This is a genomic window from Streptomyces sp. NPDC006134 (assembly GCF_040628835.1).
Classification (GTDB): domain Bacteria; phylum Actinomycetota; class Actinomycetes; order Streptomycetales; family Streptomycetaceae; genus Streptomyces.
The window spans coordinates 23,744-47,393 of record NZ_JBEXTV010000004.1 but is presented as its reverse complement, the minus strand read 5'-3'; the positions used below and the strand labels follow the sequence as shown (position 1 = coordinate 47,393).

Sequence of the window (23,650 nt, the reverse complement as noted above, 5' to 3'; positions counted from 1 at the left end):
GCGCGGTCAGCGCAGCACGCCCTCGATGAAGTCGCTGCCCAGCCGGACCACCGCCGACAGCTCCAGCTGGTGCTGCGCGTAGCGGCCGCGGCGGCGGGTCGTGATCAGCCCGGCCTTCTTCAGCACGCCCAGGTGCCGGGATATCTCGGGCGCCGACATGCCGTGCGCGTCCGCCAGTTCGCTGGTGGTGTAGGGCGCGCGGGCCAGATGGCGGCACAGCTGCATCCGCACCGGGTGGGCGAGTGCCTCCAGGCGGAGGGCGAGCTGCTCCACGGAGGGTGCCTGCGGGCCGGAGCCGCTGACGGGGTAGGTGATGGCGGGCTGCCATCCGAACCGGTGCAGGACCATCACGTGCGGCCAGCCCAGACTGGTGGGGACGAGGACGAGACCGCCGTCACCGGTGGCCGTACGGCCCACGGACAGCTTGTCCACGATGATCATCCCGGACTCGTCGTCCAGCGCGACCGCCGGGGACACCGCGGCGAGGGCCTCCGCCAGGCCCTTGCGGCGCAGCAGCTCGGTCTTGTGCCGGGCGTCCGCCGCCAGCTGCGGCTGGACCCGGGCCCAGATGTCCGCGAAGAACGCCTCCTCGCAGTCCTCCACCAGCTGCCGGAACCAGGCGCGCACGGCAGGCGGGTCCTGGAGCAGCCGCCGGGTGAACCGCTCCTGGAGGGCGCCGCGCGCCAGGGCGAGCTCCAGCGCGCGCTGCCGCATGGCGTCGTTGTGCAGCGGGCTCGCGTCCTCGGTGTCGTAACGGAACTGGCAGGTGAACTCCAGCGCCACGAGCACGAACTGCTCGTCGGTCAGCTTGTCCAGCAGGTCGAGCTCCTCGGCGAGCGTGGCGCCCGGGACCGCTCTGCGGCCGGGGATGCCGGCGAACGGGGCGAAGACGTCGGAGAACGTCGTACGCCACAGGAAGTCCGCCTCGCACAGCCGGTCGGCCAGATCGGGCCGCAGCCGCGCGGTCACCGACGTCGCCCAGCCCTGGAGACCCGGGTGGTGGCCGGGCTCGCTGAGCGCGTGCAGCGCCATGCCGAGCTCGGCCAGGGGAGACGGGACGACACAGATCCGCTCCGGCGGCAGCCCGGTGATGTCGATGCACACGCTCATGACCTCATGGTGCACCCCGCCACCGACAGCGCACGCGTCGATTGACGGCTCCTGCCAATCGACGCGACACGTGCCGTGACCAGGCTCAACCCTGGAATCAGGGGGCCACGGCGGAACCTTCCGGACTCCGCCCCCGCCCCACGACACCCGCCCCACGACACCCTTCCCACGAGCCCACGAGCCCACGAGCCCACGAGCCCACGAGCCCACGAGCCCACGAGCCCACGACCCGAGAGGCGAGCCAGCCATGAGCGTCACCCAGCAGTACGTCCTCGACACCTACCGCGCCCGGCAGCTCGGCGAGCCGGTGCCTCCCGCGCCCGGCGCCCACGACCGGCGGGTCGTACGCGAGTGGCGCGACCACCGGGCGTTCCGGGCGGTCGTGGCGGAGCGCCCGGCCCGGGGGAGGCTACGGCTCACCCTGGACCGGTGGCTCCATCCACGACCGCGCTCTACCTCTTGAGACCTCCGAGACCTCCGAGACCTATGAGGTCTATGAGACCTATGAGTCCCCCGAGTCCCCCGAGTCCCCCGAGTCCCCCGAGGCTCCCGAGACCCTGAGCCCCCCGAAGCCGTCCTCCGGCTCGCCCGCCTCCTCGCGCAACCGGGAGACGAAGGCGACGGCCGCCGCCTCCACCTCGGCGGCCGTCCACGCGAGCCCCTCGGCCCCCACGCCGACCTCGGTCCTGGCCAGCCCCGGGCCGGCGGCCTCCCACGGCCGGGCGAAGAGCAGGGTCCCCGTCTCCTCGCCCTGCCGGACGGCGGCCTCCGCGACGGCGTCGGCGTCGTACGGCAGCCAGACCTGGAACTCGTGGGTGTGCGGCACCTCCGGGTGCACGCGCGCCCACGGCACCCCGGCCGCCGCGAGGCCCGCGCGCAGCGCGGCGGCCACCACGCGCGCGTGGGTGACGTACTGCGGCAGCCGGGGCAGCTCACGCTCCAGGCCGGCCAGCGCCGACAGGGCCGTCGGGAACTGCTGGAACACCGTGCCGCCGTAACGGTGCCGCCAGACCTTCGCCTCCTCCACGAGCGTGCGCGGACCGGCGAGGGCGGCGCCGCCGAACCCGTCGAGGGACTTGTAGAACGACACGTACACGCTGTCCGCGAGGCCGGCGATCTCGTCCAGGGGCCGCCCGAAGTGGACGGTGGTCTCCCACAGGCGGGCCCCGTCGAAGTGGACCACCGCGTCGCGCTCCCGCGCGGCCTCCACCACGGCGGTGAGCTCCTCCCAGGAGGGCAGCACGTAACCGGCGTCCCTGAGGGGCAGCTCCAGCATCAGCGTCCCGAAGGGCTCTTCGAGGTCGCGGACCTCGTCGGCCGTCGGCGGCCGGGGAGCGCTCGCGACCCGCACCGGACGCAGGCCGCCGACCTGGCTGAACGCATGCCGCTCGTGCACCTCGGGATGGCTGAGGGCGTGCAGGGCGACGACCGGGCTGCCGGTGCGGCCGGCCCAGCACCGCAGGGCCACCTGCTGGGCCATCGTGCCCGTCGGGAAGAAGGCGGCGGCCTCCGTGCCCAGCAGCGCGGCGGTCCTCGCCTCCACCTCCTCGACGACGCCGTCGCCGTACCGGTCCGCCGCCTCGTCCAGGTCGTGCAGCTCCGCCGCCCCGTCCAGCAGCGCCAGCCGCTCCCGCAGGGTGGCGAGGAACCCCGGGCGGGCGAGCACCCGCCGCGCGCCGCGGTGCGCGGCCAGGCGCCGCTGCCGGAACCGCTCGCGCCGCTCCCCCTCCGGCGGCTCCCCGTCCGTGTCCCCGGTCCGCCGCCCGTCCTGCCGTGCCGTATCGCTCATGTCCGGATCATGCCGTGCGGCGCCCCGCGCGGGCACGCGGGTCTCCCGCACGGCCTGGGGACCTCCGCTCACGACCTGGGGGCCTCCGCTCACGGCCCGGGGACCTCCCCTCACGACCTGGGGACTTCCGGCACGCGCGCGTGCCCCGCCCCCGCCCGGAAACCCACAGCCTGTGGACGACCGAACGCCGCTCGAACCGATCGCGTTAACATGACGAGAAATCGTCCGGTACCCGGAGCGGACTGGAACGGGAAGGCCGCCGTCGCGTGAACACACCCTCACAGCCAGATCCCAGGGACCGCCCCGCGCGGCTCACCGTCGGCGTCGTAGGCGCCGGCCGCGTGGGCCCCGCGCTGGCCGCGTCCCTCCAGCTCGCCGGGCACCGCCCGGTGGCCGCCTCCGGAGTCTCCGAGGCCTCCAGACGGCGCGCGGCGGCCCTGCTGCCCGACGTGCCCCTCGTCCCGCCCGCCGAGGTGCTCGACCGCGCCGAGCTGGTCCTGCTGACCGTCCCGGACGACGCCCTGCCCGGACTCGTGGCCGGGCTCGCCGACACCGGCGCCGTACGGCCGGGCCAGCTGCTGGTGCACACCTCCGGGCGGTACGGCGCGAAGGTGCTCGACCCCGCCCTGCGCGCCGGCGCCCTGCCGCTGGCCCTGCACCCGGCGATGACCTTCACCGGCACCCCCGTCGACGTGCAGCGCCTGGCCGGGTGCTCGTTCGGCGTCACCGCGCCCGAGGAGCTGCGGCTGGCCGCCGAGGCCCTCGTCGTCGAGATGGGCGGCGAGCCGGAGTGGATCGACGAGGACAAGCGCCCGCTGTACCACGCGGCGCTCGCCCTCGGCGCCAACCACCTGGTCACCCTGGTCGCCCAGTCCCTGGAGCTGCTGCGCACCGCCGGCGTCTCGGCCCCCGACCGGATGCTCGGCCCGCTGCTGGGCGCCGCCCTGGACAACGCCCTGCGCTCCGGCGACGCGGCCCTGACCGGCCCCGTCGCGCGCGGGGACGCGGGCACCGTCGCCGCGCACGTCGCCGAACTGCGCCGGCACGCCCCGCAGGCCGTCGCCGGTTACCTGGCGATGGCCCGCGCGACCGCCGACCGGGCGCTCGCCCACGGGCTGCTCAAGCCCGAACTGGCCGAAGACCTGCTGGGTGTCCTCGCCGGCGGAGCGACGCCGCCCGAGAACCCCGAGAACGGGGGAGACCGACCGTGAAGACCGACTTCGAACTCGTCCCGACCCTGGACGGCCTGGACCGCGTCCTGGGGCACCGCGCCGTGCCGGGCCGCACCGCCGTCGTCATGACGATGGGCGCCCTGCACGAGGGCCACGCGACCCTGATCCGGGCCGCCCGCGAGCACGTCGGCCGCGAGGGCTTCGTGACCGTCACCGTCTTCGTCAACCCGCTCCAGTTCGGCGCGGGTGAGGACCTCGACCGCTACCCGCGCACCCTCGACGCCGACCTGAAGACCGCCGAGCAGGCGGGCGCGGACATCGTGTTCGCGCCGTCCGCCGACGAGATGTACCCGGACGGCGAGCCGCGGATCACCCTGCGTGCGGGCGCCATGGGCGAGCGCCTGGAGGGCGCCTCGCGCCCCGGCCACTTCGACGGCATGCTCACCGTCGTCGCCAAGCTGCTCCACCTCACCCGCCCCGACGTGGCGTTCTTCGGCCAGAAGGACGCCCAGCAGCTCGCCCTGATCCGCCGCATGGTGCGCGACCTGGACTTCGGCGTCGAGATCGTCGGCGTCCCCACCGTGCGCGAGGAGGACGGCCTGGCCCTGTCCAGCCGCAACCGCTACCTCTCCCCCCAGGAGCGGCGCACGGCCCTGTCCCTGTCCCGGGCCCTGTTCGCGGGCCGCGACCGGCACGCCGCGCAGGAGGCGCTGCGCGCGCGGGCCCGCGAGGTGCCCGCCACGCACGCGCGTGCCGAGGCGCTCAGCGCCCTGGGGGAGGCCCGCGCGGCGGCCGACGCGCACGCCGTCGCCCAGGCGGGCCCCAGCGGCCCGGCCGCCGTCCGCGCGGCGGCCCGCCAGGTCCTGGACGAGGCCGCCCGCCTCGACCCGCCGCTCGAACTGGACTACCTGGCCCTCGTCGACCCGTCCGACTTCACCGAGGTCGGCGACGACTACACCGGCGAGGCCGTCCTCGCCGTCGCCGCCCGCGTCGGCACGACCCGGCTCATCGACAACATCCCTCTCACCTTCGGAGCCGCCTCATGACCGGCATACGACTGCACGCGCCCGCCCCGGGCTGGTCCATCGCCGCGGACGTGGTGGTCGTCGGCTCCGGCATCGCCGGCCTCACCGCCGCCCTGCGCTGCGAGGCCGCCGGCCTGCGCACCGTCGTCGTCACCAAGGCGCGCCTCGACGACGGCTCCACCCGCTGGGCGCAGGGCGGCGTCGCCGCGGCCCTCGGCGAGGGCGACACCCCCGGACAGCACCTGGACGACACCCTGGTCGCGGGCGCCGGCCTGTGCGACGAGGAGGCGGTCCGCATCCTCGTCACCGAGGGCCCCGACGCCGTACGCCGCCTCATCGCCACCGGCGCCCGGTTCGACGCGTCCGCCGACGGCGGCCTCGAACTGACCCGGGAGGGCGGCCACCACCGCCGCCGCATCGTCCACGCCGGCGGCGACGCGACCGGCGCGGAGATCTCCCGCGCCCTCGTCGAGGCGGTCCGCGCGCGCGGGATGCGCACCATCGAGAACGCCCTCGTCCTGGACCTCCTCACCGACGCCGAGGGCCGCACCGCCGGCGTCACCCTGCACGTCATGGGCGAGGGCCAGCACGACGGCGTCGGGGCGGTCCACGCCCCCGCCGTGGTCCTCGCCACCGGCGGCATGGGCCAGGTCTTCTCCGCGACGACGAACCCCGCCGTCTCCACGGGCGACGGCGTCGCCCTCGCCCTGCGCGCGGGCGCCGAGGTCAGCGACCTGGAGTTCGTCCAGTTCCACCCCACCGTGCTCTTCCTCGGCGCGGACGCGGAGGGCCAGCAGCCGCTCGTCTCCGAGGCGGTCCGCGGCGAGGGCGCCCACCTGGTCGACGCCGACGGCGTGCGCTTCATGCAGGGACAGCACGAACTGGCCGAACTCGCCCCCCGCGACATCGTCGCCAAGGCCATCCTGCGCCGCATGCAGGAACAGGACGCCGAGCACATGTTCCTCGACGCCCGCCACTTCGGCGCCGAGATGTGGGAGCACCGCTTCCCGACGATCCTCGCCGCCTGCCGCGCCCACGGCATCGACCCGGTCACCGAGCCCATCCCCGTCGCCCCGGCCGCCCACCACGCCTCCGGCGGCGTCCGCACCGACTCCCACGGCCGCACCACGGTCCCGGGCCTGTACGCGTGCGGGGAGGTCGCCTGCACCGGCGTGCACGGCGCCAACCGCCTGGCCTCCAACTCCCTTCTCGAAGGTCTCGTCTACGCCGAGCGCATCGCCGCCGACATCGCGGCGGCCCGCGCGGCGGGCAGCCTCCACGCGCGCGCGGCGCACCCGATCGCCTCCCCCGAGCAGCCCGCGCACCCCCTGCTCCCCCCGGAGGCCCGCTTCACGATCCAGCGGATCATGACGGACGGCGCCGGAGTCCTGCGCTCCGCCGCCTCCCTCGCGCAGGCCGCCGACCGCCTCCGGCAGCTCCACACCGAGGCCCGCGAAGCCCTCGACGACCACGGCAAGACGGCCGAACCCGGCGTCGACGCCTGGGAGACCACCAACCTCCTGTGCGTCGCCCGCGCCCTGGTCGCCGCCGCCGCGCTGCGCGAGGAGACCCGCGGCTGCCACTGGCGCGAGGACCACCCGGAGCGCGACGACACGAACTGGCGCCGCCACGTCGTCGTACGTCTCGCACCGGACCGGACCCTGGCCGTGCGCACCACGGACACCGCAGACTTCCCCCCGACCACCCGGCCCCAGGAGCAGTGACAGCAGTGAACACCCCCGACCTTCCCCTCGCCTCCGCCACCGGAGGCTGCGGCGACGGCTGCGCCTGCGGCGCGGACGACGACACGTACCTGGAGTGCGGCCTCGACCCCGCCCTCGCCGAGCTCCTGGCCGACGCCGGACTCGACCCCGTCGAGGTCGAGGACATCGCCAACGTCGCCCTCCAGGAGGACCTCGCCCACGGCGTGGACGTGACGACGGTCGCGACCATCCCCGAGGACGCCGTGGCCACCGTCGACTTCACCGCCCGCGAGGCCGGCGTCGTCGCGGGTCTCCGGGTCGCCGAGGCGGTCCTGTCCGTCGTCTGCACGGACGAGTTCGAGGTCGAGCGCCACGTCGAGGACGGCGACCGCGTCGAGCCCGGCCAGAAGCTCCTCTCGGTCACCACCCGCACCCGCGACCTGCTCACCGCCGAGCGCAGCGCGCTGAACATCCTGTGCCGCCTGTCGGGCATCGCGACCGCCACGCGCGCGTGGGCGGACGCCCTGGAGGGAACCGGCGCGAAGGTCCGCGACACCCGCAAGACCACCCCCGGCCTGCGCGCGCTGGAGAAGTACGCGGTCCGCTGCGGCGGTGGGGTCAACCACCGCATGTCCCTCTCCGACGCCGCCCTGGTCAAGGACAACCACGTGGTCGCCGCGGGCGGCGTCGCCCAGGCGTTCCAGGCGGTCCGCGAGCGCTTCCCCGACGTCCCCATCGAGGTCGAGGTCGACACCCTGCACCAGCTCCGCGAGGTCGTGGACGCCGGCGCCGACCTGATCCTGCTGGACAACTTCACGCCCGGCGAGTGCGAGGAGGCCGTGGCGATCGTCGACGGCCGCGCCAAGCTGGAGGCTTCGGGCCGCCTGACCCTCGACAACGCCAAGGCGTACGCGGACACCGGCGTCGACTACCTGGCCGTGGGAGCCCTCACCCACTCCTCGCCCATCCTGGACATCGGCCTGGATCTGCGAGCGGCGGAATAGGGGGAGGAATACGGTCATGCTGCTGACGATCGACGTAGGAAACACCCACACCGTCCTCGGCCTCTTCGACGGCGAGGAGATCGTCGAACACTGGCGCATCTCCACGGACGCGCGCCGCACGGCCGACGAGCTCGCGGTCCTCCTCCAGGGCCTGATGGGCATGCACCCCCTTCTCGGGGACGGCCTCGGCGACGGCATCGACGGCATCGCCATCTGCGCGACCGTCCCCTCCGTCCTGCACGAGCTGCGCGAGGTCACCCGCCGCTACTACGGCGACGTCCCCGCCGTCCTCGTCGAACCGGGCGTCAAGACGGGCGTGCCCATCCTCACCGACAACCCCAAGGAGGTCGGCGCCGACCGCATCATCAACTCCGTCGCGGCCGTCGACCTCTACGGCGGCCCCGCGATCGTCGTCGACTTCGGCACGGCGACGACGTTCGACGCGGTCAGCGCGCGCGGGGAGTACGTCGGCGGGGTCATCGCCCCCGGCATCGAGATCTCGGTCGACGCCCTCGGCGTCAAGGGCGCCCAGCTCCGCAAGATCGAGGTGGCCCGCCCGCGCAGCGTGATCGGCAAGAACACGGTCGAGGCCATGCAGGCCGGCATCGTCTACGGCTTCGCCGGCCAGGTCGACGGCGTCGTCAACCGCATGGCCCGCGAGCTGGCCGACGACCCCGACGACGTCACCGTCATCGCGACCGGCGGCCTGGCGCCCATGGTCCTGGGCGAGTCCTCGGTCATCGACGAGCACGAACCGTGGCTGACCCTGATCGGCCTCCGCCTGGTGTACGAGCGGAACGTGTCCCGCCTGTAGCCCGGCGCCTCCCCACCCCGGCGGCACGGTGACCGCCGGGGTGGGCCCCACGGCCCGGCGCCGACGGGTCGCCTCCCCAAGCTCTTCGGGCAGGGGCACGCCTGCCCACGCCCGCGCGGCGCCGCAGCGGAGCGCCCGTACGACTGCCCCGGTGGGACGACCCGCCAGCCGCCCGCGGCCCGCCCCACGCACCGGCACCCGGTGCTACGCGCACCCCCCACCGGAGCCCCACATGCGCCGCAGGCACCACGGCGCACCCCCACCGCACCCGCACAGACCGCCGCAGGCACCCCGCCCCACCCCCCAACCCGCACAGGCTCCCCGCCTCCGCCACCGAAGGCGCCCGCACAGACCGCGCCGCAGGCACCCCGCCCCACCGCCGGAGGCACCCCGCACCCCCACCCGAGTGGCAACCCCACGCCACGCCCGCCCCCTATGCCGAGTTTGTCTGATTAGCGCGTATCGTCGCCGCATGCCCACGCCATACGGATCCCGCGGCGGCATGGCGTTCGGCGCGGAGGAGCTGCGTGTGCTCCGCCGCGCCCTCGTCCTCGCCCTCCGCCCCAGCCCCATCTCGGCCGAGGACGTCCAGGACTGCATCCGCCTCGCGGAGTCACTCGACGAGGCGACGCGGGAGAGCGCCCGGCTGCGTGCCTTCCTGGTGGCCGACCTCGCCCGGTACCGCGCCGCCCTCCCCGGCACCGCCGCCGGCTACCTCACGCTTCTGGACGAGGCGCTGGGTGCGGGGCACCACCCCACTCCGGACGATCTCGCCGCCCTGCGCGCCCTGCGCGGCAACCCCATGGCGGCCGCCCTTCTGGCCCGCTGCCAGAACCTGACGGGACAGGACGTACGCGCCCGCCTCGCGGCCTCGCCCTCCCGGATCGCCATTCCCGCCCCCACCGCCCCCAAGGCATCCGAAACCTCCACCCCCTCCGCTGCCGCTCCCGCCCCCTCCACCCCCACGGTCCCCGCCTCCCGGACCCGCCTTCTGGCCCTCCCCGGCGGCCTCTCCCACGCCGGGCCGGACCCCACCGCCAAGCCCGAGGGCGAGCCCGCGCAGAAGCCGGCCCCCCAGCCCACCCCCGCCACTCCCAAGCCGGACCCCGCCACCCGCAGGCGTCCCGTCCCGACCCCGGGCGAGGTCTTCCCCCGCCGCAAGCCGACCCCGCCCCCCGCCGGCACCACGCACCAACTCGCCGCAGGCTGACCCGCACCCCGCCCACCCGGCGACGCCCCGCCCCGGCAGCAACCCACTCCGGCGGCTCCCGGCGACGCTCCACCTCGGCAGCACCCCGCCCCGGCGGCCCTCGGCGACGCCCCGCCCCGGCAGCACCCCGCCCCGGCGATCCCCCACCCCGTGGCTACTCTGGACTCATGGACTACGTCTCCGCGCTCCTGCCGCCGGTCGTCATGGCCGCGCTCTTCATCGCTGTCATCCGGGTGATCGTGAAGACCCAGGGCGGCGCCAACAAGGCCAAGGAGGACGCGGCCGTCGACGCCGCCCTCGCGCGCGCGGAGGGCACCCGCCAGACCTCCGCGCACTCCGACGCCTGAGGCTCCCTCTCTCCCTCCCCTTCCTCCTCCCCTCGTCCCGCCCCCACCCCCCCCCGTCCGCACCCCGGGGGGTGTGCGCCCTTTTCGCCCCTCCCGCACCACCGGCACACCTTCGGGACGCCATACCCGGAATCTCCCACTATTGTCTGAGCTGTGCCTCGCCCATTGGGAGAACTCGAAGACGCGGTCATGACGAGGGTGTGGAAGTGGAACCGCCCGGTGACCGTTCGAGAAGTCCTGGAAGATCTCCAGCAGGAACGGTCCATCGCGTACACCACGGTGATGACCGTCCTGGACAATCTCCATCAGAAGGGCTGGGTGCGCCGTGAAGCGGAAGGCCGGGCCTATCGATATGAGGCGGTCTCCACCCGCGCCGCCTACGCCGCCGCGCTGATGAACGACGCGTGGTCGCAGAGCGACAACCCCGCCGCCGCCCTCGTCGCCTTCTTCGGCATGATGAGCGACGAACAGCGGCAGGCGCTGAGAGACGCCATCCGCATCGTCCAGGGCCCGGAAACCCGGGAACCGGCCCCGCAGGCCCCCGCTCCCCGAGCCGAACGGGAACCCAAACCCGAACGAGAGGCCGAAACCCCGGATTCCACTCGTGATGCGGTCTCCCGCTCCGGCCATACCTCCGAAGACAACCCGCAACACGAGGCGGAGCGGAACACGGCACGGAACGCGGCAGGGAACGCGGCGCACAACCCCGACTCGGCACCGGGCGGCGCCGGGCGATAGCGTCCGCTCATGTCCGCAGAGAGCCCTGAACTCACCGCAAAAGCCATCACCGTCCGGCGGGCCCGTACCAGCGATGTCCCGGCCGTGCGCCGGCTGCTCGACGCCTACGTCCGCAACGGCATCCTCCTCGACAAAGCCATGGTCACGCTATACGAGGACATCCAGGAGTTCTGGGTCGCGGAACGTGACGACAACGCCGAGGTCGTCGGCTGCGGCGCCCTGCACGTGATGTGGGAAGACCTCGCGGAAGTCAGGACTCTCGCGGTGAAGCCGGGCCTGAAGGGCGCCGGCGTCGGCCACCGGTTGCTGGAGAAGTTGCTGGAGACCGCGCGCTGGCTCGGCGTTCGACGCGTTTTCTGCCTGACCTTCGAAGTGGACTTCTTCGGCAAGCACGGCTTCGTGGAGATCGGGGAGACGCCCGTCGACACCGATGTCTACGCGGAGCTGCTGCGTTCCTATGACGAGGGCGTCGCGGAGTTCCTCGGTCTCGAACGAGTGAAACCGAACACCTTGGGCAACAGCCGGATGCTTCTGCATCTGTGATCAACAGGCAAGTTCCCTATGTCCGAAACGCGCATCTTTCCGCTCCGGTCGGGGCTGCCGGTCTCTGCCAGGGGTTTGTGTTTTTCCGGCAAAAGCGGTTTGCTTTCCGACGTACTGCAGTACTGCATATAACAGGGGGCGGCGTTACGGCGTACGCCGGCAGACCCCCGCTCCCAAGTTATCGATGAAAGGAAATCCGGTGGCACAGAAGGTTCAGGTCCTTCTTGTCGACGACCTCGACGGTGGCGAGGCGGACGAGACCGTGACGTTCGCGCTGGACGGCAAGACGTACGAGATCGATCTCACCACCGCCAATGCGGACAAGCTCCGCAGCCTTCTCGAGCCTTACGTGAAGGGCGGTCGCCGTACCGGAGGCCGCGCTTCGAGCGGGCGCGGAAAGGCGCGCTCCTCTTCCGGCGGCAGCCCGGACACCGCGGCGATCCGCGCGTGGGCGAAGGAGAACGGTTACGAGGTCAACGACCGTGGTCGTGTCCCCGCGTCCATCCGCGAGGCGTACGAGAAGGCCAACGGCTGACCGCCCGGCGGGCAGGTGACCCGGGCCCCACGGCCTACCGCCGCCACCCCGGCGAGAAGCCCGGCGCACCGGCCGGCGGCCGGGCGCTCGCGCGCCGCAGCCCGACCCGGTGGCACTGGGTCGCCACCGTGGCGACCAGCCGTACGAGATCGGGGGCGCCCCCACCGCCCCCCAGGGCCGGCAGTGCCGGCAGCGGGGTCTCGTCCTCGCACCCCGGCACAGGGGGCCGCAGCCACACGGCGGCCCCCTGCGGAATGCGACGGCCCGAGTGATCCACGCGAACGGCACGGCCCACGCACCCCGCACGGTCCACGCACTCCGTTCGACTCGCGCGGTCCATGTGGTCCATGTGGTCCATGTGGTCCATGTGGTCCATGTGGTTCATGCAGTCCACGTGACCCGGGGGACGCGGCAGCCGGCCCCACCCGGGACCGGTGCCGGCGGGCGGCGGCGCGTCCATGAGGCCGCCCGCGCCGACCGCCACCAGGTCGAGCGCCAGCGAACCCCACTCCAGCCAGTCCAGCAGCCCCGGCAGCTCCTCCGCGCTGCCCGCGGCCACGAGCAGCCGCATCCGGCCGCCCTGGACGGCCACGGGAGAGACCGGCCCGAGCCGCCTCAGCGCCGCGTACCCGGCCTCGGCCGGAACGTCCAGCAGGTCGAAACGCACGCCTACACGGAGCCGCAGCGGGGTCCCGGGGGCGGTGGGCCAGCCCAGCCGGTTCTCGTACCACCCGCGCACGCGATCCTCCGGCCGGCCGGGAACACGCCCCGCGTGGTCGGGCACCCCCGCGGGACGGAGCGGCCCCGCAGGTCGGAGCAGACCCGCGGGACGGAGCGGACCCGCAGGACGGAGCAGACCCGCAGGACGGAGCGGCCCCGCAGGTCGGGGCGAACCCGCCTCCTCGCCCCGCAGCCCACCCGCATCGTGCGGCCGGCGCGGCAGCGGAAGGGGGACGGACGGGGCCGAGGGGGGCCGGGCGTCAACCATGCCAAGTGCAACCCCCGGAGTCACGTTCGGGTTACGCTGGGTGTTCCGTCGAATGCACAGCGTTGCGGAAGAGGGGGCGCTCGGGGGTGCGGGGAGGCGCAAGGTTGTTCGCCCGTAGCGGAGGGAACCGGGGTGCGCGGCATGGAGTGTCAGTGGCTGCGGGTAAGACATCCCTAGTGGGAGGGGGCGACACGCAGAACGGGCCGACTTTCGTTCGCCATCGGCGTACTGGCGAGTGGGGTAACTGCCTGGCCTGCGGGAACATCGTCTCGCACCATCGGGTTGGAGCAGATGTCGGCGTTCGGGGTCAGGAGGCCATCGACGGTGTCGGCAGTTGGAATGAGCGGTCCCCGCTTGCGGGACTAAGCTGCGGAAGGACAGGGAGGGGAAGTTCCCCTTACTGCCTGACCGCTCTGAGGAGCGATTAACGATGTTCGAGAGGTTCACCGACCGCGCGCGGCGGGTTGTCGTCCTGGCTCAGGAAGAAGCCCGGATGCTCAACCACAACTACATCGGCACCGAGCACATCCTCCTGGGCCTGATCCACGAGGGTGAGGGTGTCGCCGCCAAGGCCCTTGAGAGCCTCGGGATCTCGCTCGAGGCGGTCCGCCAGCAGGTGGAGGAGATCATCGGCCAGGGGCAGCAGGCGCCGTCGGGCCACATTCCCTTCACCCCCCGTGCCAAGAAGGTGCTGGAGCTCTCGCTCCGCGAGGCGCTTCAGCTGGGCCACAACTACATCGGCACGGAGCACATCCTGCTCGGCCTGATCCGTGAGGGCGAGGGCGTCGCCGCCCAGGTCCTGGTCAAGCTGGGCGCAGACCTCAACCGCGTGCGGCAGCAGGTGATCCAGCTGCTCTCCGGTTACCAGGGCAAGGAGACCGCCACCGCCGGCGGTCCTGCCGAGGGCACCCCCTCCACGTCCCTGGTCCTCGACCAGTTCGGCCGGAACCTCACCCAGGCCGCCCGTGAGTCCAAGCTCGACCCGGTCATCGGGCGCGAGAAGGAGATCGAGCGGGTCATGCAGGTGCTGTCCCGCCGTACGAAGAACAACCCGGTCCTGATCGGTGAGCCCGGCGTCGGCAAGACCGCCGTCGTCGAGGGCCTCGCCCAGGCCATCGTCAAGGGCGAGGTGCCCGAGACCCTCAAGGACAAGCACCTCTACACCCTGGACCTCGGCGCGCTGGTCGCCGGCTCCCGCTACCGCGGTGACTTCGAGGAGCGCCTGAAGAAGGTGCTCAAGGAGATCCGCACCCGCGGTGACATCATCCTGTTCATCGACGAGCTGCACACGCTGGTCGGTGCGGGTGCCGCCGAGGGCGCCATCGACGCCGCCAGCATCCTCAAGCCGATGCTGGCCCGCGGTGAGCTCCAGACCATCGGTGCGACCACGCTGGACGAGTACCGCAAGCACCTGGAGAAGGACGCGGCTCTGGAGCGCCGCTTCCAGCCCATCCAGGTCGCCGAGCCGTCCCTGCCGCACACGATCGAGATCCTCAAGGGCCTGCGGGACCGGTACGAGGCGCACCACCGCGTCTCCATCACCGACGAGGCGCTGGTCCAGGCCGCCACCCTGGCCGACCGGTACATCTCGGACCGCTTCCTGCCGGACAAGGCGATCGACCTGATCGACGAGGCCGGTTCCCGGATGCGCATCCGCCGGATGACCGCGCCGCCGGACCTGCGCGAGTTCGACGAGAAGATCGCCGCCGTCCGCCGGGACAAGGAGTCCGCGATCGACTCGCAGGACTTCGAGAAGGCCGCCTCCCTGCGCGACAAGGAGAAGCAGCTCCTGGCCGCCAAGGCGAAGCGGGAGAAGGAGTGGAAGGCCGGCGACATGGACGTCGTCGCCGAGGTCGACGGCGAGCTGATCGCCGAGGTCCTCGCCACGGCCACCGGCATCCCGGTCTTCAAGCTGACCGAGGAGGAGTCCAGCCGCCTGCTCCGCATGGAGGACGAGCTCCACAAGCGGGTCATCGGCCAGAACGACGCCGTCAAGGCGCTGTCGAAGGCGATCCGCCGTACGCGTGCGGGCCTGAAGGACCCCAAGCGCCCGGGTGGTTCGTTCATCTTCGCCGGCCCGTCCGGTGTCGGTAAGACCGAGCTGTCCAAGGCGCTCGCCGAGTTCCTCTTCGGCGACGAGGACGCGCTGATCTCCCTCGACATGTCGGAGTTCAGCGAGAAGCACACGGTGTCGCGTCTGTTCGGTTCGCCCCCCGGCTACGTGGGCTACGAAGAGGGCGGCCAGCTGACCGAGAAGGTCCGCCGCAAGCCGTTCTCCGTCGTCCTCTTCGACGAGGTCGAGAAGGCCCACCCGGACATCTTCAACTCGCTGCTGCAGATCCTGGAGGACGGTCGCCTGACCGACTCCCAGGGCCGGGTCGTGGACTTCAAGAACACGGTCATCATCATGACGACCAACCTCGGCACCCGGGACATCTCCAAGGGCTTCAACCTCGGCTTCGCCGCCGCGGGTGACACGAAGACCAACTACGAGCGCATGAAGAACAAGGTGTCGGACGAGCTCAAGCAGCACTTCCGGCCCGAGTTCCTCAACCGCGTCGACGACGTGGTCGTCTTCCCGCAGCTGACCCAGGACGACATCCTGCGGATCGTCGACCTGATGGTCGGCAAGGTGGACGAGCGCCTGAAGGACCGGGACATGGGCATCGAGCTCTCCCAGTCCGCCAAGGAGCTGCTGTCCAAGAAGGGTTACGACCCCGTGCTGGGCGCCCGGCCGCTGCGCCGGACCATCCAGCGCGAGATCGAGGACACGCTCTCGGAGAAGATCCTCTTCGGCGAGCTGCGCCCCGGTCACATCGTGGTCGTGGACACCGAGGGCGAGGGCGAAGAAAAGACCTTCACCTTCCGCGGCGAGGAGAAGTCGGCGCTGCCCGACGTCCCGCCGATCGAGCAGGCGGCCGGCGGAGCCGGGCCGAACCTGAGCAAGGACGCGTAGCCCTCCGGGGATACGCCGGAAAGGGGCTGCCCCGGGACTCCGGTCCCGGGGCAGCCCCTTTCAGCGTTTCTCCAGGGTCACGTCGGCGTGGGGGAACAGCGGCCGGACGCCGGACAGGGGGAAGGAGTGCCCCGGCCGGGTCCACAGGGTCACCGTGTGCACCCCGGGCAGCCGGGACGCCAGGGCGGCCAGGTGCTCGGTGCCGTCCATGGCGGGGACCCGCAACACCTCCACCCCGGGCAGTTCGGGCATACGGCCGATGGAGGCCGGCAGGTCCCGGAGGATGGCCGCGTTCACGTACAGGTGGGTGAGGCGGGGCAGCGCGGTGACCTCCCGCCAGTCGTCCTCGGTCAGCTCCGTGGTCAGCGGGCCCAGACTGAGCGTGTGCAGTGTCCTCCAGTGCGCCAGGCCCCGCAGGCCGGTCGAGGCGGTGCTGTCCCGGCCGAGGAAGAGGAAACCCAGCGGAGCCTCGGCGGGGAGGGCCTCGGTGAGGTCCTTGCCCGGCAGTTCCTGTACGAGGGAGAGCCAGGTCAGGGAGGGCAACGACCGCAGTCCCGTGAGGTCCGCCACGGGGTCGAGGACCAGTTCGGTCAGGGGCAGCGGCGCCAGCCGGTCCAGCCCGGTCGCGAACGGGCAGTTCCCCAGCGACAGGCGGTTCAGGGAGGTGAACCGCCGCAGAGCGGCCAGATCCTTCAGCCACAGGTTGTCCCCGAGGTGGAGCGTGGTCACCGCGTCCGGTTCCGGTACGGCGGTGGCGATGTCCTCCGCGCGGTGCGAGCCCGAGACGTGCAGCTCGGACCAAGGGCGCATCGTGGCCAGGGCGGCGAGCTGGCCGGGCGTCTCGCAGCTCAGGTAGAGGCGGTCGCGGTCGAGGTGGTCCAGCACCTCGGCCGCGTACGTGGCCGTGCCGAACCGGTTCCAGGTGCCCACGAGCTGCCGCCGTACGCCGAGGTCGGGGTGGTCCCGGAAGCGGCGCAGGACGGCGAGTGCCCCTTCGGGTTCCTCCCGGCCCAGGAGGGAGGCGGTGACCGTGACGCCCCGTGCCTCCTCGGCGGTCAGGCCCTCGGGTCCCGGCAGCAGCTCCAGCACCAGCGGGCCGGCCGCCGCCAGCTCCCGCGCGGCCTCGGTCGTACGCGGCGGGATCAGGGCCGCGGCCCGGTCCTCGACCTCCGCCCGCACCGCCGGGTCGAGCGCGACCGTGTGCTCCAGGCAGGCCAGCGCCAGCAGCGTCAGCCGGGGCGTACCCGCGGCCAGCAGCTCCTTCAGCACCATGACGCGTTCGCCGGGCCGGGCCTGGGCCACGGCCATGCGGATGACGTCCTCCCACTGGGCGTCGTCGGCGCGGCTGGTGAGGACGTCGAGGTGGCCCTGCTCCACGGCGTTCCGGGCGGCCAGATAGTCCTGGAAGGTGCGGTGGACGAAGTCCAGGACGCCCTCCGCCGGCTTGCGCAGCACCCCGCTGCGCAGCAGCAGCGCCCGCAGGACCGCCGCCGCGTCACCCCGCCCCGCTGCCGGGGCCAGCGTGGGCAGCGCCCGTTCGACGACGGCCTCGGCCGTCCCCAGGGTCATCTCCGTCCGGCCGCTGAGCACCAGGGCGTAGGCCAGACGCTGGAGCAGGTCACGCTGTGCCTCCTCGCCCAGCCCGGGGTGCTCGACGGTGCCCATGCCGCGCTCCCGGTCCCGGCGGGCGAGCAGCATGGTCAGGGCCGCCTCGTACAGTTCCTTGCGTCCGGTGGGCAGGTAGCCGCGGCGCTCGCGGTGCAGGGCGCAGACCAGGCCGCACATCAGCGGATTGGTGGCCAGGCGGGCCAGATCCCGTTTGGTGTGCAGGGAGTCCAGCAGGGGCTGCTCGTACTCCGGTGCGTCGGCGGCCTCGTGCCAGCGGTGGACGAAGGTGGCGACCTCCGCCCGGCCCATCGGCGCGAGGGAGAGTTCCAGGAAGCCTTCCCGCGCCAGCCAGTCGGCGCGTACGGCGGTGGGGCGGGTGGTCAGCAGCCAGCGGTTGCGGGGGAAGGCACCGAGGAGGCCGCGCAGCCAGTCCCGGGTGGTGTGGCGGTCGGCTTCCGGGATCTCGTCCAGGCCGTCGACCAGGACCAGCCCCCGGCCCACGGCCAGAACGCGTTCCGCCCAGCCGTCGGGCGGCGTCAGCGGGCAGCCGACGGCGCTCAGGAACGCGGCCGGGGCGGGCAGCGGGCCGGTGCGGATCAGGGTGCGCAGGGGCAGGAGAAAGGGGACGCGGGTGCCCTCGCGTGCCGCGCTCACCGCGAGCCACTGGGCGAGAGTCGTCTTGCCGGATCCCGCGTCGCCGCGCAGCAGCACTCTGGGCTCCCGCTCCAGCGCCTCGTCGGCGGGCATGCGCGTGGTGCGGACCCGTGGGTCCTCTCCGGGGACGGAGTCGGGGTCAGGCCCGGGGGCGGGGTCGGCGACGGCTTCCAGGGTCAGGTAGGCGACCTCCAGCGGCCACCGGTCGGGGGCGTCCCGCAGGTCGATGCCGTAGATGGTGAGGTGGTCGTGGCGTTCGGCGACGTAGGGCAGGTACCGGCGCTCGAACGCAGTGTCGCGGGCGTCCGGTCGGGGGATGCGGGTGATCAGCTCGTCGACCTTCGCGATCAGCTCCGCCTGGCCCCGGGCCTGCTCCACCAGCGTCCGGGCCACGAAGGCCGAGCGGCGGGTGAAGAACTCCAGGACGTGCAGGCAGGCCCACTCCGTCGCGGAGTCGAGGAAGTGGCGGGCGTCGGCGGACAGGCCGTCGCCCGCCTCGGGGGCCTGGCGGCGCAGCCGGTCGGCCAGGGCGCGGTGGCCGAGCCGGACGGCCTGTACGTCGTCCATGTCCAGGTCGCCGAGGGAGAGCAACCGCGCGGCGAGGGCCTCGGCGACGGCGGTCTCCTCGTCGCGCGGGAAGGGAGGCTCGCCGGGGGAGCCGAGCGACTCCCCGACCAACCGCCCCGCGAGCCTGCGCACCTCCTTCTCGCCGAGGGTGCGCTTCTCGCCCCGGAAGGACACGAGGTCCGTCAGCCGGACCGGCCGGTCGACCAGTCCGGCGCCGGGGCCGCCCGTCACGAACAGCTTCCGCACGAGGGGGCCGATCAGCCCCGACGCCAGTTTCCCGCCGAGCACCGTCGGTTCCATGCCCCACCCCCGTGGTCGATCGATCGGGGGAGTTTATCGAGCGTCAGGACAATTGGCCGTCGTAGTCCGGCAGTTTGAACGTCTTCTCGGCGTGGCCGCCCGAGAGGTCGGTGGCGCTGTTGCCGATGTTGGCGATGATCGTGTAGCCCCGCGCCTCGATGGCGGCGCGCTGGGCGGTCTTGTAGTCGGCGACGTTCTCGAAGAGGTCGAGGAAGCCGCGGACGTGCAGGCCGGAGACCTGGTAGCCGACGCGTTCGAGGTTGTACTCGGTCGGCGCGGCGATGATGCCCGGGCGGGCGGTGACGAAGAACAGGGCGACGCCGTGCTCCTGGGCGTACCGGGCGGCCTCCAGGACGGGGCGGTTGGCCGGCTGCGGGTAGCTGAAGCCGAAGTCGGTCTCCAGGGAGGTGTTGTCGACGTCCAGGACGATCGCCTGCCTCTCGCCCGGGACGGTGTGCGCGATCCGCTCCTTCAGGTAGGGGAGGGCCTGGTCCATCACGGCCCGGCAGTCCTGCTGCCAGGTGGCGTAGTCGACGACGGCCGCCGCGCCGGAGGCGGAAGCGGCGGTGGCGGTAGTGGAGGCGGCGGTGGCGGTAGTGGAGGCGGTAGTGGCGGTGGCCGTGGCGGCGGTGGGGGCGGTGGCCGTGGTGGCGGTGGGGGCGGTGGCCGTGGTGGCGGTGGGGGCGGTGGCCGTGGTGGTGGTCTTGGTGGCGGGAGCGGCGGGTGCCGCGTCGGCGGGGCCCGCGAGGGCGACGAGGGCGGCGGCGGAGACCGCGGTCACGGACATCCGGCGCAGCCGGGAGCGGTGGTGTCTTGTCATGGGGGTCCTCTCGCGTCCGTACGCACTGCTGTTTGTCGAGTGCATGCTCGGCGCTGAGGGTGGCGCGAGGGGGACCACAGGGTTACCGGACGGTAAGTCGCTGGAGCCGTGTACGGAGCGGGCGTAGCCCCCGTCACATTTCGGCACCCCCGGATCGGGCCCCGCGGTGATGTGCCGCACAGGACGTGCGTCACTTACTAAGCGGAATAGTGCGGGCGACGAGAACTGCAAAAAGGGGAGATAGTGCCCGAATGAACGAGTGATACCTGGCCCTCTGAGCTGCTTTGTCCGGAATGAGAGCTCTGATGGATCTACGTAAGTTTTGAGGTGAAGTACTAGGAAACGTCGTAGATCACACCTTTGTGGGAGTGCGCCCCGACGGGTTACCAAGGTCTAGGCCCATTCGGCGGACGTCCGTACGCCGGGTGGCCTTCCCTTGTTCCCGTCCCCATGAGGTTCGCATGTCCCCGCGTTTCACGTCCCGTTCTTCCCGTACGTCCGCTCTCCGCACCCGCGCGGCCGTGATGGCCGCAGGCATGGGCGCCTCGGTCGTGCTGGGAGCCGGGGTCGCGGCCGCCGCCGACACCACGGCGACGTCCAGCGTGGCGAGCGCCGTCGAGGCGCAGGCCGCCGCGCAGGCCAAGGCCGCCGAGTCCGCGAAGGTCGCGAAGGCCGCCGCGAACGCGAAGAAGTCGGCCGCCACGCAGAAGGTCGCCGTCCAGAAGAAGGCCGCCTCCTGGGTCGACCCGGTGAAGAACTACCGGCTGTCCGCGACCTTCAACCAGGCCGGCGGCATGTGGGCGCACAAGCACAGCGGCCAGGACTTCGCCGTGCCGATCGGCACCAACGTCATGGCCGCGCACGGCGGCACCGTCGTCAAGGCCGGCCCGAACGGCGCCGGCGACGGCCCCGCGTACGGCAACGCCATCGTCATCAAGCACGGCAACGGCACGTACTCCCAGTACGCCCACCTGTCGCGGATCGACGTGAAGGTCGGCCAGGTCGTCTCCACCGGCCAGCACATCGCCCGCTCCGGCAACACCGGCAACTCCAGCGGCCCGCACCTGCACTTCGAGATCCGTACGACCCCGAACTACGGTTCGGCCGTCGACCCCGTCGCCTTCCTGCGCTCCAAGGGCGTGACCGTCTGAGGCGACGGCCCCGGCACGATCCCCGGGCGCCCCGGTGCGCCCGGCTGATCGAACCTGACCGAATCGAACGCGACCCCGAGGACCGCCCCTATGGCGGCCCCGGGGTCGCGTCGTCGCGTCGTCGTGTCCGCGCCGTGCCGCCTCACGTCATCCCCTCCGCCGTGCCGCCCCGGCGTCACGGCCCCCCGCGGCGCGCCGCCCCGCCCCGCCTCATCGCCTCCGCGTCACTGCCCCGCGCCGTGCCGCCCCGGCGTCACTGCCCCGGCAGCGGCAGCACCGGATAGCTGCCGGTGTCCGTCGGTGCGTGTTCCGGCAGCCACAGCACGGCGACCGCGCCCTCGGCCGGTACGTGTCCGGGGGCTCCGGCAGGCCGTACGTTGCGGAAGGTGAGCCGGGCGCCCAGCACCCGGGCCTGTCCGGCCGCGATGGTCAGCCCCAGCCCGTGACCGCGCCCCGCCCGGTCCTTGCTGCCGGTGCGGAAGCGGCTCGGCCCCTCGGCGAGCAGATCCTCCGGGAAGCCGGGGCCGTGGTCGCGGACCCGGACGACCCGGCCCTCGACGGTGACCTCGACGGGCGGCCGGCCGTGCCGGGCGGCGTTGGCGAGCAGGTTGAACAGCACCCGTTCCAGACGGCGCGGGTCGGTGGTGACCTCCGACTCGTGCACCACCCGGACCTCGGCGTCCGGGTCCTTGGCCGCCACCCGGCGCCGGACGAACTCGCCCAGCATGATGTCCTGCAGCTCCGCCCGCTCCGAGGCACCGTCGAGGCGGGCGACCTCCAGGACGTCCTCGACGAGGGTGCGCATCGCCTTGGCCCGGTCCAGCACCAGCTCCGTCGGGCGGCCCGGCGGCAGCAGCTCGGCCGCCGTCAGCAGCCCGGTCACCGGGGTGCGCAGTTCGTGCGCGATGTCGGCGGTCACCCGGCGCTCGGCCTCCAGCCGCTGCCGCAGCGCGTCCGCCATCGCGTCCACGGCGCTGGCCAGGTCGTCGGTCTCGTCCCGCACCACCCCGCCGAGGGCGTCCCGCACCCGCACCTCGGTCTCGCCCTTGGCGACCCGGTTCGCCGCGGTGGCCGCCTTGCGCAGCCGGCGCGACAGATGCCCGCCGATGAGCACGCCGAGCGCGCTGCCGCCCAGGACGACCGCGATGGAGCCGATCACCAGGGCCTGGTCGAGGTCCTTGAGGATGTCGGAGCTGCGGTCGGTGAACCCGGAGTGCAGGGACATCACGTGCCCGTCCTTGAGCGGCACGGCGGCCCATATGTCCGTCACGCCGTCCGGCCGGTCGGTGACGTACGTCGCACGCCGCCCGTCCGCGACCTTCCGGCGCAGCTCCGCCGGCAGCTCGGGGTCGTCGATCTGGGCGTTGGGGAAGTTCACCCGTCCGGACAGGTCGTAGTTGCGCTGGGCGATCAGGATGCGGTCGTCTGCGAGGTCCCGGGCGTTGTCCAGCATCGACACCCGGGCCGCGTTGTGCACGACCAGGCTCAGCGCGACCGCGACCAGCGCGCCCACCAGCGCGATGGCGGCGCTGAGCTTCCACCGCAGACCCGTGTGGATACCCGTACGACTGCCCATGCGACTGTCTGCACGACTGCCCGTACGGCCGCCGGTACGGATGCCCGCGCGCGCCAGGCGCGAGGCGACGGCACGCCGACCCGATCTCCGCATACCGCCGCTCAGGCCTTCAACTTGTAGCCGAAGCCACGGACCGTCTCGATCCGGTCCTGGCCGATCTTCGTCCGCAGCCGCTGCACATGGACGTCCACCACCCGGGTGTCACCGCCCCAGCCGTAGTCCCACACCCGTTCCAGCAGCTTGTCCCGGGAGAGCACCGTGCCCGGCGCGGAGGAGAACTCCAGCAGCAGCCGCATCTCGGTGGGGGTGAGCGCCACCGGCTGCCCGCCCCGGCGCACCTCCATGCCCTCGGTGTCGACCTGGAGGTCGCCGAAGGTGAGGACGCCGCCGTCGTCCTCGCCGGGGGTCTCCGCCCGGTCGCCGCCGCTCGCGTGGCCGAAGCGGCGCAGCACCGCACGGATCCGGGCCACCAGCACGGCCCCGTCGAACGGCTTGGTCACGTAGTCGTCGGCGCCCGCCTCCAGACCGAGCACCACGTCGATGGAGTCCGCCCGGGCCGACAGCATGATCACCGGCACGGTGGACTCGTCGCGGATGCGGCGGCACAGGCTGACGCCGTCCAGACCGGGGACCATGACGTCCAGCAGGGCGATGTCCGGGCGGTCGGCCCGGAACGCCTCCAGGCCCGACAGGCCGTCGGGCATCGCGGTGACTGCGAAGCCGACCCGCTCCAGGGCGAGCTGGGTGGCCTCGCGGATGACGTCGTCGTCCTCGACGAACAGGACGTGGGTCTGGTCTGCCATCCCGGTGCTCTCAGTCCTCTGCTTTCGATTCCGTGCGGTCTCGGCGGCATGGCCGCCACAAACGCCACAAACGCCACAAACGCCGCACACGCCACAGGCGCCACGGCCGTCATGGCCACCATGCCGCCATGGCCGTCACGGCAGTCACCGGGCGGGCGCGTCCGGCGCGTACCGCGTTCACCTGTTCATCGGCCGCGGACGCCGGACCGGTTCACGCGGCGCCGGCGGTCGGTGGCC

General features: G+C 73.0%; 20 protein-coding genes. 13 read left to right on the top strand and 7 right to left on the bottom strand.

Annotated features, from left to right (window positions below; all coding sequences use genetic code 11):
* Positions 1 to 6 precede the first annotated feature (6 nt).
* Positions 7 to 1,110 carry a DUF5937 family protein gene (locus tag ABZ340_RS03770; RefSeq protein ID WP_358780113.1) on the bottom strand — a complete coding sequence of 368 codons (1,104 nt, stop codon included), beginning with the start codon at positions 1,108 to 1,110 and terminating at the stop codon, positions 7 to 9.
* 247 nt (positions 1,111 to 1,357) lie between these two features.
* Between ABZ340_RS03770 and ABZ340_RS03765 the strand changes: the two genes are divergently transcribed.
* Positions 1,358 to 1,573 carry a hypothetical protein gene (locus ABZ340_RS03765; RefSeq protein ID WP_358780112.1) on the top strand — a complete coding sequence of 72 codons (216 nt, stop codon included), beginning with the start codon at positions 1,358 to 1,360 and terminating at the stop codon, positions 1,571 to 1,573.
* A 39-nt stretch (positions 1,574 to 1,612) separates the two neighbouring features.
* Here ABZ340_RS03765 and ABZ340_RS03760 read toward each other — a convergent pair whose 3' ends face one another.
* The gene (locus tag ABZ340_RS03760) at positions 1,613 to 2,899 is read right to left on the bottom strand and encodes a beta-eliminating lyase-related protein (protein WP_358780111.1); all 1,287 of its coding nucleotides are present in this window, start codon (positions 2,897 to 2,899) and stop codon (positions 1,613 to 1,615) included.
* A gap of 266 nt (positions 2,900 to 3,165) precedes the next feature.
* Between ABZ340_RS03760 and ABZ340_RS03755 the strand changes: the two genes are divergently transcribed.
* The 10 genes from ABZ340_RS03755 to ABZ340_RS03710 all read left to right on the top strand — a co-directional run bounded on the left by ABZ340_RS03755 (position 3,166) and on the right by ABZ340_RS03710 (position 11,990).
* Complete coding sequence (locus tag ABZ340_RS03755) at positions 3,166 to 4,110, top strand: DUF2520 domain-containing protein (RefSeq protein ID WP_358780110.1); 945 nt, start codon at positions 3,166 to 3,168, stop codon at positions 4,108 to 4,110.
* 26 nt (positions 4,111 to 4,136) lie between these two features.
* Complete coding sequence (gene panC, locus ABZ340_RS03750; protein ID WP_358780258.1) at positions 4,137 to 5,117, top strand: pantoate--beta-alanine ligase; 981 nt, start codon at positions 4,137 to 4,139, stop codon at positions 5,115 to 5,117.
* Positions 5,114 to 6,820: an L-aspartate oxidase gene (locus tag ABZ340_RS03745; protein WP_358780109.1), complete on the top strand. Its 1,707-nt coding sequence runs from the start codon at positions 5,114 to 5,116 to the stop codon at positions 6,818 to 6,820. Before panC ends, ABZ340_RS03745 begins: the two co-directional genes overlap by 4 nt.
* Before the next feature lie 5 nt (positions 6,821 to 6,825).
* Positions 6,826 to 7,803, top strand: a complete 978-nt coding sequence (gene nadC, locus ABZ340_RS03740) for a carboxylating nicotinate-nucleotide diphosphorylase (protein ID WP_358780257.1) — start codon at positions 6,826 to 6,828, stop codon at positions 7,801 to 7,803.
* Positions 7,804 to 7,819: 16 nt separating this feature from the next.
* Positions 7,820 to 8,617 carry a type III pantothenate kinase gene (locus tag ABZ340_RS03735; RefSeq protein ID WP_358780108.1) on the top strand — a complete coding sequence of 266 codons (798 nt, stop codon included), beginning with the start codon at positions 7,820 to 7,822 and terminating at the stop codon, positions 8,615 to 8,617.
* A gap of 502 nt (positions 8,618 to 9,119) precedes the next feature.
* On the top strand, positions 9,120 to 9,827 hold the full coding sequence (locus ABZ340_RS03730; RefSeq protein WP_358780256.1) for a hypothetical protein: 708 nt from the start codon (positions 9,120 to 9,122) through the stop codon (positions 9,825 to 9,827).
* A gap of 167 nt (positions 9,828 to 9,994) precedes the next feature.
* Complete coding sequence (locus ABZ340_RS03725; RefSeq protein ID WP_358780107.1) at positions 9,995 to 10,174, top strand: hypothetical protein; 180 nt, start codon at positions 9,995 to 9,997, stop codon at positions 10,172 to 10,174.
* Positions 10,175 to 10,327: 153 nt separating this feature from the next.
* Positions 10,328 to 10,912, top strand: coding sequence for a BlaI/MecI/CopY family transcriptional regulator (locus tag ABZ340_RS03720; RefSeq protein ID WP_358780106.1), 585 nt, complete (start codon positions 10,328 to 10,330; stop codon positions 10,910 to 10,912).
* 9 nt (positions 10,913 to 10,921) lie between these two features.
* Positions 10,922 to 11,455 (top strand): amino-acid N-acetyltransferase, encoded by a 534-nt coding sequence (locus tag ABZ340_RS03715; protein ID WP_358780105.1) that lies wholly within the window; start codon positions 10,922 to 10,924, stop codon positions 11,453 to 11,455.
* A 199-nt stretch (positions 11,456 to 11,654) separates the two neighbouring features.
* Positions 11,655 to 11,990, top strand: a complete 336-nt coding sequence (locus ABZ340_RS03710) for an Lsr2 family protein (protein WP_358780104.1) — start codon at positions 11,655 to 11,657, stop codon at positions 11,988 to 11,990.
* 34 nt (positions 11,991 to 12,024) lie between these two features.
* Here the strand turns inward: ABZ340_RS03710 and ABZ340_RS03705 are convergent, their stop codons facing one another.
* The gene (locus ABZ340_RS03705) at positions 12,025 to 12,774 is read right to left on the bottom strand and encodes an SCO3374 family protein (RefSeq protein WP_358780103.1); all 750 of its coding nucleotides are present in this window, start codon (positions 12,772 to 12,774) and stop codon (positions 12,025 to 12,027) included.
* A gap of 634 nt (positions 12,775 to 13,408) precedes the next feature.
* Here ABZ340_RS03705 and ABZ340_RS03700 point away from each other — a divergent pair.
* Complete coding sequence (locus ABZ340_RS03700; RefSeq protein WP_358780102.1) at positions 13,409 to 15,934, top strand: ATP-dependent Clp protease ATP-binding subunit; 2,526 nt, start codon at positions 13,409 to 13,411, stop codon at positions 15,932 to 15,934.
* 60 nt (positions 15,935 to 15,994) lie between these two features.
* Here the strand turns inward: ABZ340_RS03700 and ABZ340_RS03695 are convergent, their stop codons facing one another.
* A complete protein-coding gene (locus ABZ340_RS03695; RefSeq protein ID WP_358780101.1) occupies positions 15,995 to 19,063 on the bottom strand; it encodes an NACHT domain-containing protein in 3,069 nt (1,022 codons plus the stop codon).
* A gap of 43 nt (positions 19,064 to 19,106) precedes the next feature.
* On the bottom strand, positions 19,107 to 19,883 hold the full coding sequence (locus tag ABZ340_RS03690) for an HAD family acid phosphatase (protein ID WP_358780100.1): 777 nt from the start codon (positions 19,881 to 19,883) through the stop codon (positions 19,107 to 19,109).
* Positions 19,884 to 20,344: 461 nt separating this feature from the next.
* Between ABZ340_RS03690 and ABZ340_RS03685 the strand changes: the two genes are divergently transcribed.
* On the top strand, positions 20,345 to 21,034 hold the full coding sequence (locus ABZ340_RS03685; RefSeq protein ID WP_358780099.1) for a M23 family metallopeptidase: 690 nt from the start codon (positions 20,345 to 20,347) through the stop codon (positions 21,032 to 21,034).
* A 253-nt stretch (positions 21,035 to 21,287) separates the two neighbouring features.
* On the opposite strand, the gene cseC is transcribed toward ABZ340_RS03685, so the two are convergent.
* Entirely contained in the window at positions 21,288 to 22,610 is a 1,323-nt protein-coding gene (cseC, locus tag ABZ340_RS03680; protein ID WP_358780098.1) for a two-component system sensor histidine kinase CseC, read from the bottom strand.
* Between the two features lie 101 nt (positions 22,611 to 22,711).
* Positions 22,712 to 23,413, bottom strand: coding sequence for a two-component system response regulator CseB (gene cseB, locus ABZ340_RS03675; RefSeq protein ID WP_358780097.1), 702 nt, complete (start codon positions 23,411 to 23,413; stop codon positions 22,712 to 22,714).
* Positions 23,414 to 23,650: the final 237 nt, after the last annotated feature.

Bases quoted from the DNA above. Each gene is read 5' to 3' on its own strand.
- ABZ340_RS03695 (WP_358780101.1), bottom strand. From the start codon at position 19,063: ATGGAACCGACGGTGCTCGGCGGGAAACTGGCGTCGGGGCTGATCGGC.
- ABZ340_RS03725 (WP_358780107.1), top strand. From the start codon at position 9,995: ATGGACTACGTCTCCGCGCTCCTGCCGCCGGTCGTCATGGCCGCGCTC.
- ABZ340_RS03760 (WP_358780111.1), bottom strand. From the start codon at position 2,899: ATGAGCGATACGGCACGGCAGGACGGGCGGCGGACCGGGGACACGGAC.
- ABZ340_RS03685 (WP_358780099.1), top strand. From the start codon at position 20,345: ATGTCCCCGCGTTTCACGTCCCGTTCTTCCCGTACGTCCGCTCTCCGC.
- ABZ340_RS03690 (WP_358780100.1), bottom strand. From the start codon at position 19,883: ATGACAAGACACCACCGCTCCCGGCTGCGCCGGATGTCCGTGACCGCG.
- cseC (WP_358780098.1), bottom strand. From the start codon at position 22,610: ATGGGCAGTCGTACGGGTATCCACACGGGTCTGCGGTGGAAGCTCAGC.
- ABZ340_RS03770 (WP_358780113.1), bottom strand. From the start codon at position 1,110: ATGAGCGTGTGCATCGACATCACCGGGCTGCCGCCGGAGCGGATCTGT.
- ABZ340_RS03715 (WP_358780105.1), top strand. From the start codon at position 10,922: ATGTCCGCAGAGAGCCCTGAACTCACCGCAAAAGCCATCACCGTCCGG.
- ABZ340_RS03745 (WP_358780109.1), top strand. From the start codon at position 5,114: ATGACCGGCATACGACTGCACGCGCCCGCCCCGGGCTGGTCCATCGCC.
- cseB (WP_358780097.1), bottom strand. From the start codon at position 23,413: ATGGCAGACCAGACCCACGTCCTGTTCGTCGAGGACGACGACGTCATC.
- ABZ340_RS03700 (WP_358780102.1), top strand. From the start codon at position 13,409: ATGTTCGAGAGGTTCACCGACCGCGCGCGGCGGGTTGTCGTCCTGGCT.
- ABZ340_RS03765 (WP_358780112.1), top strand. From the start codon at position 1,358: ATGAGCGTCACCCAGCAGTACGTCCTCGACACCTACCGCGCCCGGCAG.
- ABZ340_RS03730 (WP_358780256.1), top strand. From the start codon at position 9,120: ATGGCGTTCGGCGCGGAGGAGCTGCGTGTGCTCCGCCGCGCCCTCGTC.
- ABZ340_RS03735 (WP_358780108.1), top strand. From the start codon at position 7,820: ATGCTGCTGACGATCGACGTAGGAAACACCCACACCGTCCTCGGCCTC.